This is a genomic window from Cellulomonas fengjieae, from assembly GCF_018388465.1.
Classification (GTDB): domain Bacteria; phylum Actinomycetota; class Actinomycetes; order Actinomycetales; family Cellulomonadaceae; genus Cellulomonas; species Cellulomonas fengjieae.
Genome location: NZ_CP074404.1, coordinates 3,827,261 through 3,845,773 on the forward strand (window position 1 = coordinate 3,827,261; position 18,513 = coordinate 3,845,773).

13 protein-coding genes are annotated in these 18,513 nt (G+C 74.0%); 11 read left to right on the forward strand and 2 right to left on the reverse strand.

Annotation, left to right across the window (positions count from 1 at the left end):
- Positions 1 to 161: 161 nt before the first annotated feature.
- Positions 162 to 1,694: a M20/M25/M40 family metallo-hydrolase gene (locus KG102_RS17950; RefSeq protein ID WP_208214778.1), complete on the forward strand. Its 1,533-nt coding sequence runs from the start codon at positions 162 to 164 to the stop codon at positions 1,692 to 1,694.
- A 36-nt stretch (positions 1,695 to 1,730) separates the two neighbouring features.
- Here the strand turns inward: KG102_RS17950 and KG102_RS17955 are convergent, their stop codons facing one another.
- A complete protein-coding gene (locus KG102_RS17955; protein ID WP_208214777.1) occupies positions 1,731 to 2,462 on the reverse strand; it encodes a class I SAM-dependent methyltransferase in 732 nt (243 codons plus the stop codon).
- Between the two features lie 293 nt (positions 2,463 to 2,755).
- Here KG102_RS17955 and KG102_RS17960 point away from each other — a divergent pair, with 293 nt between their 5' ends.
- Together KG102_RS17960 and KG102_RS17965 are read left to right on the forward strand one after the other, a co-directional pair.
- Positions 2,756 to 5,944 (forward strand): Ig-like domain-containing protein, encoded by a 3,189-nt coding sequence (locus tag KG102_RS17960; RefSeq protein ID WP_208290173.1) that lies wholly within the window; start codon positions 2,756 to 2,758, stop codon positions 5,942 to 5,944.
- Positions 5,945 to 6,013: 69 nt separating this feature from the next.
- Entirely contained in the window at positions 6,014 to 6,952 is a 939-nt protein-coding gene (locus KG102_RS17965; protein WP_208214775.1) for a GNAT family N-acetyltransferase, read from the forward strand.
- Position 6,953: 1 nt separating this feature from the next.
- On the opposite strand, the gene pdxH is transcribed toward KG102_RS17965, so the two are convergent.
- Positions 6,954 to 7,634: a pyridoxamine 5'-phosphate oxidase gene (pdxH, locus tag KG102_RS17970; RefSeq protein ID WP_208214774.1), complete on the reverse strand. Its 681-nt coding sequence runs from the start codon at positions 7,632 to 7,634 to the stop codon at positions 6,954 to 6,956.
- An 87-nt stretch (positions 7,635 to 7,721) separates the two neighbouring features.
- Between pdxH and KG102_RS17975 the strand changes: the two genes are divergently transcribed.
- From KG102_RS17975 to KG102_RS18015, 8 genes are all read left to right on the forward strand, one after another.
- The gene (locus tag KG102_RS17975) at positions 7,722 to 8,270 is read left to right on the forward strand and encodes a PadR family transcriptional regulator (RefSeq protein ID WP_208290172.1); all 549 of its coding nucleotides are present in this window, start codon (positions 7,722 to 7,724) and stop codon (positions 8,268 to 8,270) included.
- 75 nt (positions 8,271 to 8,345) lie between these two features.
- Positions 8,346 to 9,194, forward strand: a complete 849-nt coding sequence (locus tag KG102_RS17980; RefSeq protein ID WP_208214772.1) for a CPBP family intramembrane glutamic endopeptidase — start codon at positions 8,346 to 8,348, stop codon at positions 9,192 to 9,194.
- Positions 9,191 to 9,535: a hypothetical protein gene (locus KG102_RS17985; RefSeq protein WP_208214771.1), complete on the forward strand. Its 345-nt coding sequence runs from the start codon at positions 9,191 to 9,193 to the stop codon at positions 9,533 to 9,535. Before KG102_RS17980 ends, KG102_RS17985 begins: the two co-directional genes overlap by 4 nt.
- A gap of 32 nt (positions 9,536 to 9,567) precedes the next feature.
- Positions 9,568 to 10,377 carry a class I SAM-dependent methyltransferase gene (locus KG102_RS17990; protein WP_208214770.1) on the forward strand — a complete coding sequence of 270 codons (810 nt, stop codon included), beginning with the start codon at positions 9,568 to 9,570 and terminating at the stop codon, positions 10,375 to 10,377.
- Positions 10,378 to 10,425: 48 nt separating this feature from the next.
- Positions 10,426 to 11,757: a glycoside hydrolase family 27 protein gene (locus tag KG102_RS17995; protein ID WP_208290171.1), complete on the forward strand. Its 1,332-nt coding sequence runs from the start codon at positions 10,426 to 10,428 to the stop codon at positions 11,755 to 11,757.
- A 148-nt stretch (positions 11,758 to 11,905) separates the two neighbouring features.
- On the forward strand, positions 11,906 to 13,675 hold the full coding sequence (locus KG102_RS18000) for a glycoside hydrolase family 35 protein (protein WP_208290170.1): 1,770 nt from the start codon (positions 11,906 to 11,908) through the stop codon (positions 13,673 to 13,675).
- 4 nt (positions 13,676 to 13,679) lie between these two features.
- Positions 13,680 to 14,654: a glycoside hydrolase family 43 protein gene (locus KG102_RS18005; RefSeq protein WP_208214767.1), complete on the forward strand. Its 975-nt coding sequence runs from the start codon at positions 13,680 to 13,682 to the stop codon at positions 14,652 to 14,654.
- A gap of 17 nt (positions 14,655 to 14,671) precedes the next feature.
- Complete coding sequence (locus KG102_RS18015; protein WP_243884997.1) at positions 14,672 to 18,487, forward strand: glycoside hydrolase family 2 TIM barrel-domain containing protein; 3,816 nt, start codon at positions 14,672 to 14,674, stop codon at positions 18,485 to 18,487.
- Positions 18,488 to 18,513: the final 26 nt, after the last annotated feature.

Consider the following 18,513-nt stretch of genomic DNA (forward strand, 5'->3'; position numbering starts at 1 on the left):
CTCGACCAGAGTCGCCGATCGGGACGTGGCCCGCACGAGCCATTCGGTTGCCGCGGCGAACGTTCTCCCGCCTGTGCGCGAACTGTGCTGGTCTAGGCACGGCCGGCAGGGGCCCGGCCCGGCGCAGCCTCGGCCGCGCCGACGTGTGAGGAGGACCGCGCATGGCACCACGTCGAACTCTGGTCGCACTCGTCTCGTCCATCTCGATCCTCGCCGCCGGCGCCCTGGCGTCCCCGGCGGCCGCGCACGGCCGGGGCGGCACCCCGGAGAGGTTCGCGCAGCAGGTCAGCACGCGGGCCGTGCTGGGGCACCTGGCGGCGCTCCAGCAGATCGCTGACCGCAACGGCGGCAACCGCGCCGCGCTGACCCCCGGCTACGAGGCGAGCGCGCGGTACGTCGAGAAGACCCTGCGCAAGGCGGGGTACCGCACCGAGCGCGACCCGTTCACGTTCGACCGTGAGGTCATCGACACGGCGACCCTCACCGCCGGGGCCACGGCGTACGAGGTCGACCAGATGGCGTTCTCGCCCAACGCGCCCGCGGGCGGGGTGACCGCGGACCTGGCGGCACCGACCGACCCGCTCGGCTGCGCGCCCGACGACTGGGCCGGGGTCGAGGTCACCGGCAGGATCGCGCTGGTCAGCCGAGGCGTCTGCCCCTTCGGGGACAAGGCCGTCAACGCCGAGGCCGCCGGCGCGGTGGGCGTGGTGATCTACAACAACGTGCCCGACGTCCAGCTCTTCGGCACGCTCGGCGCCGAGGGTCTCGTCGAGGTCCCCGTGGCGGGCATCCGGCAGGCCGACGGGCAGGCACTCGCGACCGCTCTGGCCGCCGGTCCTGTGACCGTGACGCTGGACCTGAGCAGCCACGTCGAGACCGTCGAGTCGTTCAACGTGATCGCCGAGACCCGGCAGGGCCGCGACGACAACGTCGTGATGCTCGGGGCGCACCTCGACGGCGTCGAGGAGGGTCCGGGGATCAACGACAACGGCACGGGCTCGGCGGCGATCCTCGAGGTCGCCGTGCAGCTGGCGAAGTCGCACACCCGGCACCACAACACCGTGCGGTTCGCCTGGTGGGGCGCCGAGGAGCTCGGGCTGCAGGGGTCGACCGCGTACGTGGCCGAGCTCGCGACGCAGGAGGGCGAGCTCGACCGCATCGCGACGTACCTCAACTACGACATGGTCGGCTCGCCGAACTACATCATCGGCGTCTACGACGCGGACCAGTCCACCTATCCCGCACCGGTCGAGGTCCCCGCGGGGTCGGAGGCCACCGAGGACGTGCTCACCACCTGGTTCGACTCGGTGGGGCAGCCGTGGGTGGACACCGAGTTCTCCGGGCGCTCCGACTACCAGGCGTTCATCCTCAACGGCATCCCGGCGTCGGGCCTGTTCACCGGCGCCGACGACATCAAGACCGACGAGGAGGTCGCGCTGTTCGGCGGCACGGCCGGGATCACCCACGACCCGAACTACCACTCGGCCGGGGACGACCTGAGCAACGTGAACCGGACCGCGCTCGCCATCATGACCAAGGCGATCGCGGCGTCGACCTACAGCCTCGCGTGGGACACGTCGGCCATCAACGGTGTCTCCGGCCCCGGCGACGACCGCCCGCGGCCGTGGCCCGGGCACGGCCACGGCCGGCACGGTGACCAGGACGACCGCACCCTGTGGGAGCGCGCCTCCTGACCGACGACCGGGTGGCGCGCGCGGGTCCCGTGCGCGTCACCCGGGCAGGCGGTACACCGAGACGTGCGAGCGGGACTCCGCGGTGAACGGTGCGCCGTCCCAGTCCGCGTCCCTGCTCTCCAGCTCGAAGCCGGCCAGCTGCGCCATGAGGTCGAGCTCGGCCGGCCAGACGTAGCGCTGCGGCGTGCGCCCCAGCCGCGCCTCGGTACCGTCGCCGAAGCGGAAGTGGTGCGAGACCAGCTGCTGGTTCAGGACGTCGTACGTGTCGAGGGCGAGGTAGCCCGGCTCGTCGAGCCAGACCGTGGCCTGCACCCCGGGCGGGAGCCTGCGCAGGTCCGGCACCCCGAGCTCGATGACGAACGCACCGCCCGGCAGGAGGTGGCGCGCCGCGTTGCGGAAGCAGGCCACCTGGTCCTCCTGCGTCAGCAGGTTGCCGATGGTGTTGAAGACCAGGTACACGAGGCTGAACCTGCCCGGGGCTGTCGCGGACGACATGTCGCCCAGGACCACCGGGATCGTCGCCTCGTCGACCTTGGTGCGCAGCTGGTCGACCATGTGCGGCGACAGCTCGACGCCCACCACCGGCACCCCGCGTTCCGCGAGCGGGACGGCGACGCGGCCGGTGCCGATGGCGAGCTCGAGCGCGCGACCGCCGTCCGCGAGCGCGGCGAGCCGGTCCGCGGTCGTTCTCAGCAGCTCGGGGGCGAACATCCCGACGCCGGGGGTGTCGTAGCGCCGCGCGGTCTCGGCGTCCCAGAGCTGGCTCATCCGACCGACGATGGCAGCGGGCCGGCGACGCCGTCCACGGGATTGTCGGCCGGGGCCGACGAGCGAATCGGACGAACCGGTGGCAACCGGTGCAGGAGCGGGGCCTGGCGGCCGTACACCCAGTAATCACCCTGTGACGTGGGACGGAAGACTCATGACGCCCACCAGGATGCCTCACGCAACCGCAACGCACCGGACGCCCCCTCGTCCCACGCCCGCGCTGCGGCCGGCCGCCCCGACCTCGAGCCACGCGGGTCGGTGCGACCGGCGCCCACACGCCTGGAGGAACCCCCGTGCAGCACCAGTCCCCGCCCGGACGACGGTCGATCGCAGCAACCCGCCGCAGCTCCTCCCGGACGCGCGGGTCGGTCACCGCCGCGAGCGCGCTGGTGCTCGGGCTCCTCGGCGGCGGACTGGCGCCCCTGTCCGCCACCGCCGCACCGGCGCCGGCGCCCGGTGCGAGGACCTTCGCCCCCGGGCAGACGGTCGCGGGCGAGGTGCCGGACGGTGCGTGCTTCGTCGACGCCCACGTCGCCGGCGGGGCGGGCGGGCGCTCCGCCCCCGGGGCGAACGGCATCGGCTCCAACGGAGCGGGTGCGGTCATCACCGCCCGGTTCGCCGTCGTGCCTGGCATGCAGTTCACCGGCGCGGTGGGCGGTGGGGGCGACGTGCACCACGGGAAGACCGGTGGAGCGGGTGGCGTGAACGGCGGCGGGGCGGGCGGCTCAGCGAAGGTCGATCACGCGGGTGCGGGCGGCGGCGGCTTCAGCAGCCTCTCTCTCGGCGGTGACCTCGCCGTCGTTGCGGGCGGCGGCGGCGGCAGCGGCGGCGGGCACTCGACCACGAACGCTGGGTTCGGCGGAGCCGCCGGGCTGCCCACAAGCCTGGCCCGCACGGCCAACGGCGTGGCGGGAACGGATGGTCGCGACCGGGTCGGCCTGACCGCCGGCGGCGGCCAGGGCGGCGGCACCACCACCACGGAACCAGGCGGCGCGGGCGGTGTGCACAGCACCACGCCGACGCTCAACGGCGGGGCCGGCGCTGCCGGAGCGGGGGGCGCGGGCGCGGAGGACCCGAACTACGACGCCGCCGGCGGCGGCGGCGGCGGGTACTTCGGCGGCGGCGCCGGCGCCGCCACGTTGATCCAGAACGACGACGACGGGCTCAAGGACGTGGCCGGCGGTGGCGGCGGCGGCGGGTCCAGCTTCGTCGCCTCGACCGCGACCGACGTCTCGGCGAAGCTGCATGGCCAGGAGACGGGCACCGGTCCCGGCGACAGCGGCTCCGTCACGCTCACCTGGGTGCCCTGCGCCTACGACCTCGACGTCACGAAGAAGGTGAGCGTCACTCCGTCGGGTGCGCCGTCGGGCGTCGCCCCCGTCGGCTCGACCCTCACCTGGACCGTCACGGTCACCAACACGGGACCGTCGGCGATGACGCGGGGTGACACCGTCACCCTCGCCGACTCCCTGCCCGGCACGGGCGCCAAGACCCTCCTCGGCTACAGCACGTCCGCCGCTGCGTCCACCAGCTCGAGCTTCCAGACTGGCCCTGTCACGTGCGGCACGGCGATCGGCGGGACGATGCCTGCCGTGCTCACCTGCGCCCGTCCGTACGCCCTCCCGGGCGGCGCGGCCGACGGCGTGCGCGGCCTGGACGTCGGCGAGTCCCTCACCGTCGTCTACACCCAGGCGGTGTCGGACCCGGCCGGGACGGTGCTCGCGAACACGGCGAGCGTGACCGACCGCACCGTCGGCGACACCAACGACAGCGCGACCGCCACGGTCACCGTCGTGGGCCCGCCCACGGCCACGGACGATGACGACCTCGGCAACGTCATCGGCGAGCCGGTGACGGTCCCCGTGCTCACCAACGACACCGCCGGACTGCCCGTCGCGGGCGTCGTCCTCCACGACACGACCGCGGGCACCTGGGTGACCGAGCTCGTCGTCGACGGCGAGGGCACCTGGACCGTCGCCAACGGGAGCGTCGCCTTCGTCCCCGAGCCCGGCTTCCTGGTGGACCCGGCACCGGTGACCTACCGGGTGACCGACGAGAACGGCCTCACGGACACGGCGACCGTCACGGTCACCTACGTCCCTCAGACGGCGACGGACGGCAGCTGGGATCACCTGGTCGGGGACGCCGCCACGGTCGACGTCCTCGCCAACGACACGGGGGTCTTCGACGCCTCGACGGTCCGGCTCCTGGACGGCACGAGGCCCGTGACGAGCCTGGCCGTCCCCGGCGAGGGCACCTGGACCGTCGACGCGGGCACCGGTGCCGTCACGTTCACCCCCGAGGCAGGCTTCCTCGTCGACCCGACGTCGGTGACGTACCAGGTCATCGACGTCACGGGTGACGTGAGCGCCCCGACGGTCGTCCACGTCGGGTACCTGCCGACCGCGGTCGACGACGCCGACCTGCGCAACACGATCGGCTCGGTGGTCACCATCGACGTCGTGACCAACGACGTGGGTGACATGGACCGGGCCACGGTCATGCTGGTCGACAACCGGATCGGTGTCCTGGTCCGGACGCTCGTCGTGCCCGGTGAGGGCACCTGGACCGCCGACCCCACCACGGGGAAGGTCACGTTCACCCCCGAGGCGGGCTACACCGGCAATCCCACCCCGGTGGACTACGAGGTCAGGGACACCACGGGCGACGGCGCAGCCGCGACGATCACGGTCACGTACCTGCCGGAGGCCGACCCCGACGTCAAGGCGGGCAACGTCCTGGGCAGCACGGTGACCGTCGACGTCCTGGGCAACGACACGGGCCGCTTCGACCGGACGTCCGTGCGGCTCGTCGGCCCGACCGGGGCCCGCGTCACGCGGCTGGCCGTGGCCGGGGAGGGCACGTGGACGGTCGACGGCGCGACCGGCGCCGTCACCTTCGCCCCGGTGGCGGGCTTCGTCGGCAACCCGACGCCCGTGCAGTACGAGGTGCGCAACACCGCGGGCGACCCGGTGACGTCGCTGGTCACGGTGACCTACGTGCCGGAGGCTGCGGACGACCGCAGCGAGGGCAACGTTCCGGGCAGCACCGTCACGGTGCCGACGGTCGGCAACGACAACGGCACCCTCGACCGGACGTCCGTCCGGCTGGTCGGCCCCACCGGCGCGCTCGTCACGACGCTCGTCGTCGCCGGTGAGGGCACCTGGACGGTGGACCCGACGACCGGCGCGATCACCTTCACGCCGGCTGCCGGCTTCACGGGCAACCCGACGCCGGTGACGTACCAGGTGACCGACCAGGCGGGCAGCACGACGACCGCCGAGGTGGCGATCACCTACGCGCCCGCACCGGCGGCGGCGCCCATGACGCCGACCCCGCCGCCGACGACCGTGGCGAACGTCGTGCGCGACGCGCTCGCGGTGACGGGGTGGTCGCCGGTGGCCGGCGCGGCCGGCGGGCTGACCCTGCTGCTCGCCGGCGTGGCCGCCCTCGTGGTGTCCCGCCGACGCGCGACCCGCTGAGCACGACCGCAGGGGGACGGGCCGAAAGGTCCGTCCCCCTGCGGTCGTGCCCGCCCCTACGATGCAGCGATGGACCGCCACGAGCTCGTCGAGTACGTCCGCGCGCGCAAGGACGGCATCGTCAGCACGATCGGCCCGGACGGGTCCCCGCAGGCGGCCTACCTCGGCCTGACCGCCACGGACGGCGGCGACCTCGTCTTCGACTCCCACGCGTCGGCGCGCAAGATCGCCAACCTCCGCCGCGACCCCCGCGTGGCCGTCGTCGTCGGCGGGGCCGACCGCACCACGCTGCAGTGCGAGGGGATCGCCGACGTGCCGGTCGGCGCCGAGCGGGAGGCGTGTGCGCGGGCCTACCTCGACGCGTTCCCCCGGTTCCAGGCGTCCCTCGCGGACGACGGGATCGTCCTCGTGCGGGTCCGGCTGCACTGGGCACGCTTCGGCGACTACCGGCCCGGGACGTCGTCGTCGGAGGACGTCGAGCTCCACCCCTCGGTCCGGCGCGTCCGCGCCGACGAGTGGGAGACCGCGCGCGACCTGCGGCTGGACGCCCTACGGGACGAGGCGGCCGGCATCGCGTTCCTCGAGACCTTCGAGCACGCGTCGGCCGCGCCGGACCAGCTCTACCGCGACCGCACCGCCCACGCGGCCGACGGGGACGAGGTCGCGCAGTTCGTCGCCGTGGACGGCGGGACCTGGGTCGGCTCGGTCACCGTCCTGGTCCAGCGGGCGGGCTCGGTGGACTACCACGGCACCACCATCGAGCGCAGCCGGGCCGCGCTCGTCGGGGTCTACGTCCGGCCCGACCAGCGAGGCACCGGCCTCATCGACCGCCTGGTCGAGACCGCCGCCGACTGGTCGCGCGCCCGCGGTGTCGACCAGCTGGCTCTCGGCGTGCACCGGGACAACGCGCGAGCGCAGGGCGCCTACCGACGCGCCGGCTTCGCCCCGTCGGGCGTCACCTTCACGAGTTCCATCGGGCCCGAGATCGAGATGGTGCGCGCTCTGTGAGTCAGGGCTGGCGGCGGTGCACGACCCAGGCGTCCGCCGCGCCGAGCCCACCCGGCCCGACGCGTGCGTACACGAGCCGGTCGTGCAGCCGGTCGCGCCGGCCCGCCCACAGCTCGACCTCGTCGCAGTCGATCCGCCACCCGCCCCACCCGTCCGGGACGGGGACGTCGTCGACGGAGCCGGTGTCCGGGTAGAGCGCGGCGTACCGCTCGTAGGCGGCCACGAGCGCCGCCCGGTTCGCGACCGGCTGCGACTGGTCCGACGCCCAGGCGCTGATCCGCGAGCCCCAGGGCCGGGCGACGAAGTAGGCGGCGATCTCGTCGCGCCCCACGGGCACCGCAGTGCCGCGGAACCGGATCGCCCGGTACATCGTCGGCCACGTCAGCGCGGCCGCCACCGCGCCGGTCGCGGCGATCTCCCGGCTCTTCGCGGAGCCGAGGTCGGTCACGAATCCGGGTCCGCGGTCGTCGAGGAATCGCAGCAGGACGGTGCGCACGTTGGGCCGGCCGTCGGCGTCGACCGTCGCCACGGACAGCGCCGTGGGCTCGGGGACGTCGCCCGTCTCGGCCTGCCGCGCCTCGGCCGCGGCCACCCAGCGGCGCACCTGCTCGAGCGGGCTGCGCGCGAGGTCGCCCTCGCCCAGACCGTCGCCGGAGTACTCGCTGCGCACGACGCCACCCATCGTCCTCCCCTTCCGGCCTCCGCCGAGGGTACGCGTAGCCAGATATATGTCTTGTCTCCTATGCGACAAGTCCCCTATGGTGGGTCGATGTCACTGAAGCACGCGGTCCTCGGGTTCCTGTCGATCGCCCCGATGACCGGCTACGACCTGCGCAAGCACATGGAGGAGTCGGTCGCGCACTTCTGGCCGGCTGACCAGGCCCAGATCTACCGGACCCTGGGCCACCTGGCGGCCGACGGCCTGGTCTCCGTCGAGACGATCCCCCAGGAGGGCAAGCCGGACCGCCGCGAGCACTCGATCACCGACGCCGGGCTGGCCGAGCTGGACGCGTGGCTGGCCTCCCCGGTCGAGTACGCACCGTCCCGCGAGGCGTTCCTCGTGCGGCTCTTCTTCGTCGGCCGCCTGGGGGTCGACCAGGTCCGGGCGGTCCTGCAGGAGCGCGCCGACGAGGCCCGGGAGCTGGCCGCCGTGCTCGACCAGACGCGGACGGCCACCGAGGAGGCCCTCACGGACGTCGAGCCGAACCTCGAGATGCGTCTGCGGCTGGCGACCCTCGCCAACGGGCTGGTCCACGCGCGCGCCGAGCTGGCGTGGGCGCAGGACCTGCTCACCGACCTGACCGACCTGACCGACTGAGCCGACCCGCACCACCACCGACCGTCGACCGGCGGCCGGGCGATCCCGCACGCCCGCACCCGAAGGAGCCGCACCATGACCGCCACCACTGCCACCCCCGCGCGCACCCGCCGACCCGCGAGCCGCCGCGGCGTGCTCGTCTACGCCGTGGGCGTCCTCACCCTGTCGACCGCCGGCGGGCTCGTCATGGCGTCGTCGCCGGACCCCGCCACGAGTGCCGGCGCCCTCCTGTTCGTCCTGAGCCCGCTCCTGCTCGCGGTCGGCCTGCGCACGGTCGGCCGGGAGGGCTGGGCCGACGCGGGCCTGCGCCTGGGGCGCGAGCGCGGCTGGTACGCGGTCGCCCTGCTGCTCTTCCCCGTCCTGTTCGCGGTGCCGATCGTCCTCGGCGCTCTCACCGGCGACGTGCGCGTCCCACCCGGCGCCGGTCAGCGGTTCCTCACGCTGTTCGCCACCGGACTCGTGGCACGGATCGCGTTCGCGGCGTTCGAGGAGCTCGGGTGGCGGGGCTACCTCGAGCCCCGGCTCGCGGCGCTCGGCGTGCCGGCACTACGCCGCCACCTCACGGTGGGCGCGCTGTGGGCCGTGTGGCACGTGCCGTACATCGTCGCGCTGGGCGACGAGTACACCGAGCTCCCGCTCGCCGCCCAGCTTCCCCTGTTCACCGTCGCGGTGCTCGCGATGGCCGTGATCTGGGGAGTCGTCCGCGACCGCACCGGCAGCGTCTGGCCGTCGGTGCTCGGGCACGGGATGGCCAACGCGGTCGCCTTCCCGCTGCTGGCCGCGGACGTCGTCGTGATCGACAGCCCGCTCGTCCACGCCGCACGCCCGGAGGGGCTCGTGGTGCTGCCGCTGCTCGTGCTGACGGCGGCCCTCGTCTACCGGCGCTGGGGGAGGTCCGTCCCGTCGGTACTGTCTGGCGCATGACTGACGAGGCGCCGCCCACGCGAGGACTCCCCTGGGCCACCGCTGCGTCCTGGGTCGCGCTCGCACTGGCGGTCGCCGGTGCCGTCGGCGTGGTGCTCGCGGTGGCGTCCGCGGTCAGCGCGGTGCAGGACCCGCAGTCGTTCGGCGCCCTGGGCGCGGTCGCGCTCCTCGTGTACGCGCTCGTCCCGTCGCTGCTGGCCCTGCCCGTGGGGATCGTGCAGGCACGGCGCGGATGGTCGTCCCGGGGCCGGGCGCGGACCACGATCGTCCTGGCCTCGCTCGCCCCCGTGGCGGTGTGGGGCCTGCTGATGGTCAACACCGTGCGCGACTTAACAGCGTGACCCGGGCCGCCGCGCGCTCCTAGCGTGCCGTGATGGACCAGACAGACCTCCGCCACCACTACGACACCGTGTACGACGAGGACCAGCGCCTGCGCACGGGCCTCGGCCGGCTGGAGCTCGCCCGCGTGCAGGAGATCGTCCGCCGCCACCTGCAGCCGGCGTCGCGCGTGCTGGACGTCGGCGGCGCGACGGGGGTGCACGCCGAGTGGTTGCTCGACGACGGGCACACCGTGCACCTGGTGGACCTGATGCCCGGTCACGTCGCGCGCGCGACCGAGCAGCTCGGTGCGCACGAGCGGTTCACGGCGGAGGTGGGCGACGCCCGCACGCTGCCCGTGCCGGACGCGTCGTACGACACGGTCCTGCTGTTCGGTCCGCTCTACCACCTGGCCGACCGGGCGGACCGCCTGGCCGCGTGGCGGGAGGCGAGGCGCGTCGTCGTCCCCGGCGGCCTGGTGATCGCGATGGCGATCTCGCGGTTCGCGTCCCTGTTCGACGGGCTCGCGCAGTCGTACCTGTTCGAGCCCGCGTTCCGGGCGATGGTCCTGCAGGACCTGGCGACCGGCATGCACGAGAACCCGACGCGCGACCCGCGCTGGTTCACGACCGCGTACTTCCACCAGCCCGAGGACCTCGCCGCGGAGGCGACCGACGCGGGGCTCGCCGTGCGCGAGACGGTGGGCGTCGAAGGGCTCGCCCACTGGCTCCGCCCGCTGGCGGGAGCGCTCGACGACGACCGTCGCCAGGTCCTGCTCGAGTCCTCGCGCCTGGTCGAGGCCGAGCCGAGCGTGCTGGGAGTCAGCCCGCACCTGATCACGGTGGCCACGTCCCCCGTCATGTGATCGCTAACATCGTGCACTCACCGCGAGCGCAACCGGAGACGTGCACACATGGCGACGACGCCTTCCCCCCGCCCCCCGATGGGCTGGAACAGCTGGGACAGCTACGGCACGAGCGTGACGGAGCAGGAGGTCCTGGCCAACGCCGAGTTCATGGCCGAGCACCTGCTGCCGTTCGGCTGGGACACGGTCGTCGTCGACATCGACTGGGCGGACCCGACGGCCCGCGCGCACGGGTACAACGCGGACGCGCCCCTGGAGCTGGACGAGCACGGCCGGCTGCTGCCGGACCCGGGCCGGTTCCCGAGTGCGGCCGGCGGCGCCGGGTTCGGGCCGCTGGCCGCCAAGGTGCACGCGCTCGGGCTGCGGTTCGGGATCCACACGATGCGCGGCATCCCGCGCGGCGCGGTCGAGCGGGACACCCCGATCCTCGGCACCGACGCGACGGCGTCGCAGGTGGCGGACCCGACCAACGTCTGCGAGTGGAACCCCGACATGGTCGGCCTGGACCACACGCAGCCCGCCGCCCAGGCGTACTACGACTCGACGCTCGCCCTCTACGCGCAGTGGGGCGTCGACTTCCTCAAGACGGACGACATGCTCTGGCCGTACCAGGCCGCGGACATCGAGGCGTACGCGCGGGCCATCGCCCGGACGGGCCGGCCGATCGAGCTGAGCCTGTCCCCGGGGCGGGACCTGTCGCTGACCCGCCTGGACCACCTGCGCGAGCACGCGACGATGTGGCGGATCTGCGACGACCTGTGGGACCGCTGGGAGGACGTCGAGGCGAACTTCGCGCGGTTCGCGCGGTGGGCGCCGTTCGCGGGCGAGCACGGCTGGCCCGACGGCGACATGCTGCCGCTGGGCAGGATCGGGATCCGGGCCGAGCGCGGTGAGCCGCGGGACGACCTGCTGACCCCCGCCGAGCGGGTCACGCTCCTGACGCTGTGGGTCGTGGCCCGCTCCCCGCTGATGGTCGGCGGGGACCTGCCGACCTCCGACCCGGCGACGGTCGCGCTCCTGCAGAACCGGGACGTGCTCGCGGTGCACGCGACGTCGACCGGCAACCGGGAGGTCTTCCGCGAGGGCGGGCTCGTGCTGTGGACCGCGCAGGGTCCCGACGGCGTGCGCTACGTCGCGGCGTTCAACCTGGACGCGGAGCCGCGGCACGTCGCGGTGGACGCCCGCGACGTGGGGCTGCCGGTCTCGGCCGACGGCGTGGACGGCGAGGTCGTGGAGCTGTGGAGCGGGGAGCCGGTCCGGACTTCCGCGGTCGCGGTGCAGAGTGACGACGCGCGCGGGGTCGCGCCCGGAAGCGCCGCGCTGCACCTGAGCATCGAGCCGCACGGAGCGCTGCTGCTGCGCTGCTCACCCGCCGCCTGACGCCGCACCGGACGTCCGGCTGACGGAGTTGACTGCACTTCGTTCAATCCTCAGACTAATGGTTGGATTGAGCAGTGATCGTCTCGCCGTGCACGCCCGGCCGACTGATGACCGCCGCGTGTCGATGACGACGAGAGGTGCAGGGACCATGACCAGGTTCGAGATCGGCGCGGAGGACTTCCTCCTCGACGGGCAGCCCGTACGCATCCTGTCGGGGGCCTTGCACTACTTCCGGATCCACCCGGACCAGTGGCGCGACCGCATCACCCGCGCCCGCGAGCTGGGGCTCAACACCATCGAGACGTACATCCCCTGGAACGCGCACTCGCCCGCGCGCGGCAAGTTCCGCACCGACGGCATCCTCGACCTCGGCCGCTTCCTGGACGAGGTGGCGGCGCAGGGCATGCAGGCGATCGTCCGCCCCGGCCCGTACATCTGCGCCGAGTGGACCGGCGGCGGCCTTCCCGGCTGGCTCTTCACCGCCGGCGCCGGGGTGCGCCGCCACGAGCCCACCTACCTGGCCGCCATCGCGGAGTACTACGAGGCCGTCGCCCGGATCGTCGTGCCCCGGCAGGTCGACCGCGGCGGGCCGGTGGTGCTGGTCCAGGTGGAGAACGAGTACGGCGCCTACGGCGACGACAAGGAGTACCTGCGCGCGCTGGTCGAGCTGCTGCGCGGGTCGGGCATCACGACGCCGCTCACCACGATCGACCAGCCAGAGCCGTGGATGCTCGAGAACGGAAGCCTGCCGGACCTGCACAAGACCGGCTCCTTCGGCTCGCGCGTCACCGACCGCCTGGCGACGCTCCGCGCGCACCAGAGCACCGGGCCGCTGATGTGCGCCGAGTTCTGGGACGGCTGGTTCGACTCCTGGGGCCTGCACCACCACACGACCGACCCGGCGGCGTCGGCGCGCGAGCTCGACCACCTGCTCGCCGAGGGGGCGTCGGTCAACCTCTACATGCTGTGCGGCGGCACCAACTTCGGCTTCACCAACGGCGCCAACGACAAGGGCACCTACGTGCCGATCGTGACGAGCTACGACTACGACGCGCCGCTCGACGAGGCCGGCCGCCCGACGGCCAAGTACTGGGCGTTCCGCGAGGTCCTCTCCCGCTACACCGACGTCCCCGAGTCGACCGCCCCGGCGCACACCCCCGCGCCCGCCTTCTCGGTCCCCCTGACCACGGTCGCGCCGCTCTGGGACGTGCTCGACCTGCTGGGCCCCGAGCACCTGCACGACCACCTGCCGACGGTCGACGAGCTGGGCCGGTTCGACGGCTTCGCCCTGTACCGCGCGCTCGACGACGTGCCCGCCGGCGTGCTCGACCTGGCCGAGGTCCGCGACCGCGCGCAGGTCTTCGTCGACCGCGAGCCGGTCGCCGTCCTGGGCCGCGACCTGGGTGAGCACCGTGCGGTGGTGCCGCGTGGCGGTCGGCTCCAGGTGCTCGTCGAGGACCAGGGCCGCGTCAACTACGGGCCGCGGATCGGGGAGCCGAAGGGCCTCATCGGGCCTGCGCGCCTGGACGCCGCCGCTGGGGCCGGTGTCGACCTCGACCGCTGGGCCGTCCAGCCGCTCGACCTGGACGACGTCACCGCGCTGACCGCCCGGGTGCGCGACGCCGCCCCGGTCGACGGCCGCCTCGTCGCCGGCCCGTCGTTCGCGCACGCGACGTTCGACACGCCCGACCCGGACAGCGACCACTTCCTCGACACCACCGGGTGGGGCAAGGGTGTGGTGTGGGTCAACGGGTTCTGCCTCGGCCGGCACTGGTCGCGCGCGCCCCAGCGCACGCTCTTCGTGCCCGCTCCGATCCTGCGCGCCGAGGGCAACGACATCCTCGTTCTCGTGCTGGACACCGCGGCCCCGCACGTGGCGTTCGTCGAGGACCTGGCGCTCGGCCACACCGAGGAGTGAGCACATGATCGACGGCTACCTCTTCGCCTACTTCGCGGGCGAGTACACCCCGGACGGTGAGCAGGTGCGGTTCGGGCTCTCGCGTGGTGCCGACCCGCTGTCCTACGACGACCTGCACGGCGCCCGGCCGGTGCTGGTCTCCACCCTGGGCGAGGGCGGCGTCCGCGACCCCTTCCTCGTCCGTGCACCCGGTGGGGACCGCTGCTTCCTCATCGCCACCGACCTGAGGATCCACCCCGACGGCGACTGGGCCGCGGCGGTCCGCACCGGGAGCCGGTCGATCGTCGTGTGGGAGTCCGCCGACCTGGTGGACTGGTCGCCGCCGCGGCTGGTCGAGGTGTCCCCGCAGACCGCCGGCTGCACCTGGGCGCCCGAGGCCGTGTGGGACGACGAGCACGACGAGTTCTTCGTGTTCTGGGCCTCCACGCTGTATGACCCGGCCGACGCCGGGCACGACGGCGACAGCCACCACCGGATGATGTACGCGACCACGACGGACTTCCTGACGTTCTCGCCGGCGCGCGTCTGGAACGACCCCGGGTACTCGGTCATCGACTCGACGCTCGTGCGGCACGACGGCTGGTGGTACCGCTTCACCAAGGACGAGCGCGACCCGTCCTCGTCGTCGCCCACCTCGAAGTTCATCACCGCCGAGCGCTCCCGTGACCTGCGCTCGACCGCCTACGAGCCGGTCACCGACGGCATCGGGCGGGCGGGCGAGCTGGGTCCCGGCGTCGAGCACGGCGAGGGGCCGGTCGTCGTGCCGTCTCCGGCCGGCGACCGCTGGTACCTGCTCGTCGACGAGTTCGGCGGCCGCGGCTACGTGCCGTTCGAGTCCGCGGCCCTCGACGCCCCGCACTGGGCGGCGTCGACCTCCTTCCGCATGCCCACGGGCGCCCGGCACGGCTCCGTCCTGCCGGTCACCCGCGACGAGCACGACGCCCTGCGCCGGGCCTTCGGGTCCGGCACCATCACCTGAGAGGCCCTGGTCCGACGATGCCCAGCCCCGCCCTGCCCCGCCACTACGCCGACCCGAACCTGATCCGGTTCGGGGACACGTACTACCTGTACGCGACGACCGACGGGTTCGAGGGGTGGTCCGGCACGTCGTTCGAGGTGTGGTCCTCGCCCGACCTCGTGGACTGGACCAACCACGGGGTGATCCTCGACGTCGCCACGGACGTGGCCTGGGCGCAGGGCAACGCGTGGGCACCGACCGCGGCCGAGCGGGACGGGAGGTTCTACTTCTACTTCACCGCGTCGCAGAGCATCGGCGTGGCGGTCGCGGACTCCCCGACCGGGCCGTTCGTCGACGCGCTCGGCCGCCCGCTCGTCGACAAGGTCGACTACGACGGCGAGCAGCAGATCGACCCCGCGGTCTTCGTCGACGACGACGGACGCGCCTACCTGTACTGGGGCAACATGACGCCGCGCGTCGTGCCGCTGCGCGACGACATGGTGAGCTACGACGCCGCCGACATCGTGGTGCTCGACGGGCTCGACGACTTCCGCGAGGCGCCCTGGGTGGTGCGGCTCGGCGACGGGTACCACCTGAGCTGGTCGGTCGACGACACCCGCAGCGCCGACTACCGCGTCGCCCACGCGACCGGCCCCACCCCCTACGGCCCGTGGACCGGTCACGGCCTGCTGCTCCAGAAGGACGAGTCGCTCGGCGTCGTCGGCACGGGGCACCACTCGATCCTGCGCGCGCACACCGGGGACTGGTACATCGCCTACCACCGGCACGCGATCCCCGACGGCGACGGCTGCCACCGCGAGACGGTGATCGACCGCCTGCGCGTCGCCGACGGCACGTTCCTGCCCGTCGTGCCCACGCTCGAGGGCATCGAGCCCTTGCCCGCCGCGGAGAACGCCCGTCCGACGCACGAGTCCGTCGTCCCGCCCACCGGCGTCCGGCCCGCGCGCTTCCGGCCCGCCGACGGCGCGACCGACGCCGCGACGCTGGACCTCGACGGCACCTGGCGGTTCCGCCTGTTCGACGAGGCCGTCACGGGCGCCGACCCCGCCGACGCGGGTGAGTCGTGGGACGCGATCGAGGTCCCCGGCCACTGGCAGCTCACCGGCGCCCCCGACGCCTGGCCGTACGGGAAGCCCGCCTACACGAACGTCCTGTTCCCGATCCCGGTGGACCCGCCGCGCGTCCCCCGCGCCAACCCGACGGGCGAGTACCGCCGCACGTTCACCGTTCCCGCGTCCTGGCGCGACGGCGGCCGCGTCGTCATCCGGTTCGACGGCGTCGACTCCTGGTTCGAGGTCGCCGTCAACGGCCGGGTCCTCGCGCAGTCGCACGGCTCGCGGCTGCCCACCGAGGTCGACGTCACCGACGCCCTCGTGGACGGCGACAACCTGCTCGCCGTCCGCGTCACGCAGTGGTCGGCCCTGACCTACGTCGAGGACCAGGACCAGTGGTGGCTGTCCGGCATCTTCCGCGGCGTCACGGCCCAGCACCGGCCGGCCGGCGGCATCGAGCACGTCACCCTGCACGCCGACTACGACCACGTCACCGGTGACGGCACGCTGCGGGTCGAGGTCGAGGGCGAGCGCACCGACGCGGTCGTGCGGATCCCCGAGCTGGGCGTCGAGACCACCGCGGGACGCGCTGTGCGGGTGCCCGGCGTCGAGCCGTGGAGCGCGGAGAGCCCTCGCCTGTACGACGTCGTCGTCGACACCGGGTCGGAGGCCGTCACCCTGCGCGCCGGGTTCCGGACCGTCGCGGTGGTCGACGGCGTCTTCACCGTCAACGGGACCGCCGTGAAGCTCTACGGCGTCAACCGGCACGAGTTCGAGCCCACGCGCGGACGCGCCGTCACGCCGGAGACGATGCTGGCGGACGTGCTGCTGATGAAGCGGCACCACGTCAACGCGGTCCGGACCAGCCACTACCCGCCGCACCCGCACTTCCTGGACCTGTGCGACGAGCACGGCCTGTACGTCATGGACGAGAACGACCTCGAGACGCACGGCTTCGAGCCCCTCGGCTGGCGCGGCAACCCGACCGACGACCCGACGTGGGAGCCCGTCCTGGTCGACCGCGTCACCCGCATGGTCCGCCGCGATGCGCACCACCCCAGCGTCGTCATCTGGTCGCTCGGCAACGAGGCGGGTCCCGGCCGCAACCTCGCCGCGATGTCCGCCGCCATCCGCGCGCTGGACGGCACCCGCCCGCTGCACTACGAGGGCGACTGGGCCAGCGAGCACGTCGACATGTACTCGCGGATGTACCCCACCAGCGAGGAGGTCGCGCTGATCGGGCGCGGCCACGAGGGCGCCTGGCCGGACGGTGCCGTCGACGCGCGCCGCCGGACCCTGCCGTTCGTGCTGTGCGAGTACGCCCACGCGATGGGCAACGGCCCCGGCGGGCTGACCGACTACATCGATCTCGTCGACGCGCACCCGAGGCTCATGGGCGGGTTCGTGTGGGAGTGGATCGACCACGGCATCGCGACCCGCACCCCCGACGGGACCCCGTTCTTCGGGTACGGCGGCGACTTCGGCGAGGAGCTGCACGACGGCGTGTTCATCGCCGACGGCCTGCTGCTGCCGGACCGCACGCCCTCACCCGGGCTCGTCGAGCTGGCCGCCGTCTACGCCCCGGTGCGCATCCGGCCGGTCGGCGACGACCTCGAGGTGCTCAACCGGTACGCGTTCACGACGACCGCGCACGTGCGGCTGGTCTGGACGCTCGTCGCCGACGGACTGACGGTGGCGAGCGGCGAGGTCGACCACGTGCTCGCTCCGGGCGCCTCGGTCGTCGTCTCCCCGGCCACCGTGCTCGGCGACGCGCTGGACCCGGTCGACCCCCGGGCCACCGTGTGGTTCGTCCTGCGCGCGCTGCCGCGGGACGCGTCGGCCGCCTTCTCCGGCGGCTCCCTCGGCGCCGGGCAGGTGCTCGTCCGCGGCGCCGCGGCACTCGCCCCCGCGACGGGCACCCCGGTCCGCACCGCCGTGGGTCACCGCGTCGGACCCGTCGAGCTCGACGCGTCCGGTCGGCTCGTCGCGATCGGCGGCACCCCCGTGCGCCTGGCGCGTGCCGACGCCTGGCGTGCGCCCACCGACAACGACAGGATCCGCTCCTGGTACGACGCGATCGGCGACGACGAGGCGTGGACCCGCGCGGGGCTGTCGCGGCTGCACGAGCGGGTCGACACGGTCCGGCGGGAGGGTGACGCGCTGGTCGTGACCGCCCGCACGGCCGGTGCCGCGAGCGACTGCGGGCTCGACGTCCGCTACGAGTGGCGGGCGGTCGACGACCGGACTGCGGACCTGGTGGTCCGGCTCACGCCGTCGGGCCGCTGGCCCGGCTCGGTGGCCCGGCTCGGCTGGCTGCTCGCGCTCGAACAGGACGACGCCGGCGACGTGGTCGTGGACTGGGCGGGGCTCGGCCCGCACGAGTCGTACGCCGACTCCACGCGCGCCGCGCTGGCCGGCCGCTGGCAGCACTCGGTCGACGCCCTGCAGACCCGGTACACCCGGCCGCAGGAGAACGGCGCCCGGCGCGGGGTCACGACGGCGACGGTCGGCCTGGCCGCCGGTCCGCTGACCGTGGCGGCCGGAGCCGTCCGCGTCGGCGGTCGGGACGTCCCCGGGTTCGAGCTCACCGCGCGACCCTGGTCCGACGCGGCCCTGGCCGCCGCGGACCACCCGCACGAGCTGACGCCGGACGGTCTGCTGTGGCTGCACCTCGACGCAGCCGGGCACGGCCTCGGCTCCGCCGCATGCGGTCCGGGCGTGCTGCCCAACGCGGCCCTGCACCCGACGACGGCGACGCTGCACCTGCGGCTCACGGCCTGAGGCGGCTCGCGCGCCCCCTCGGCCTG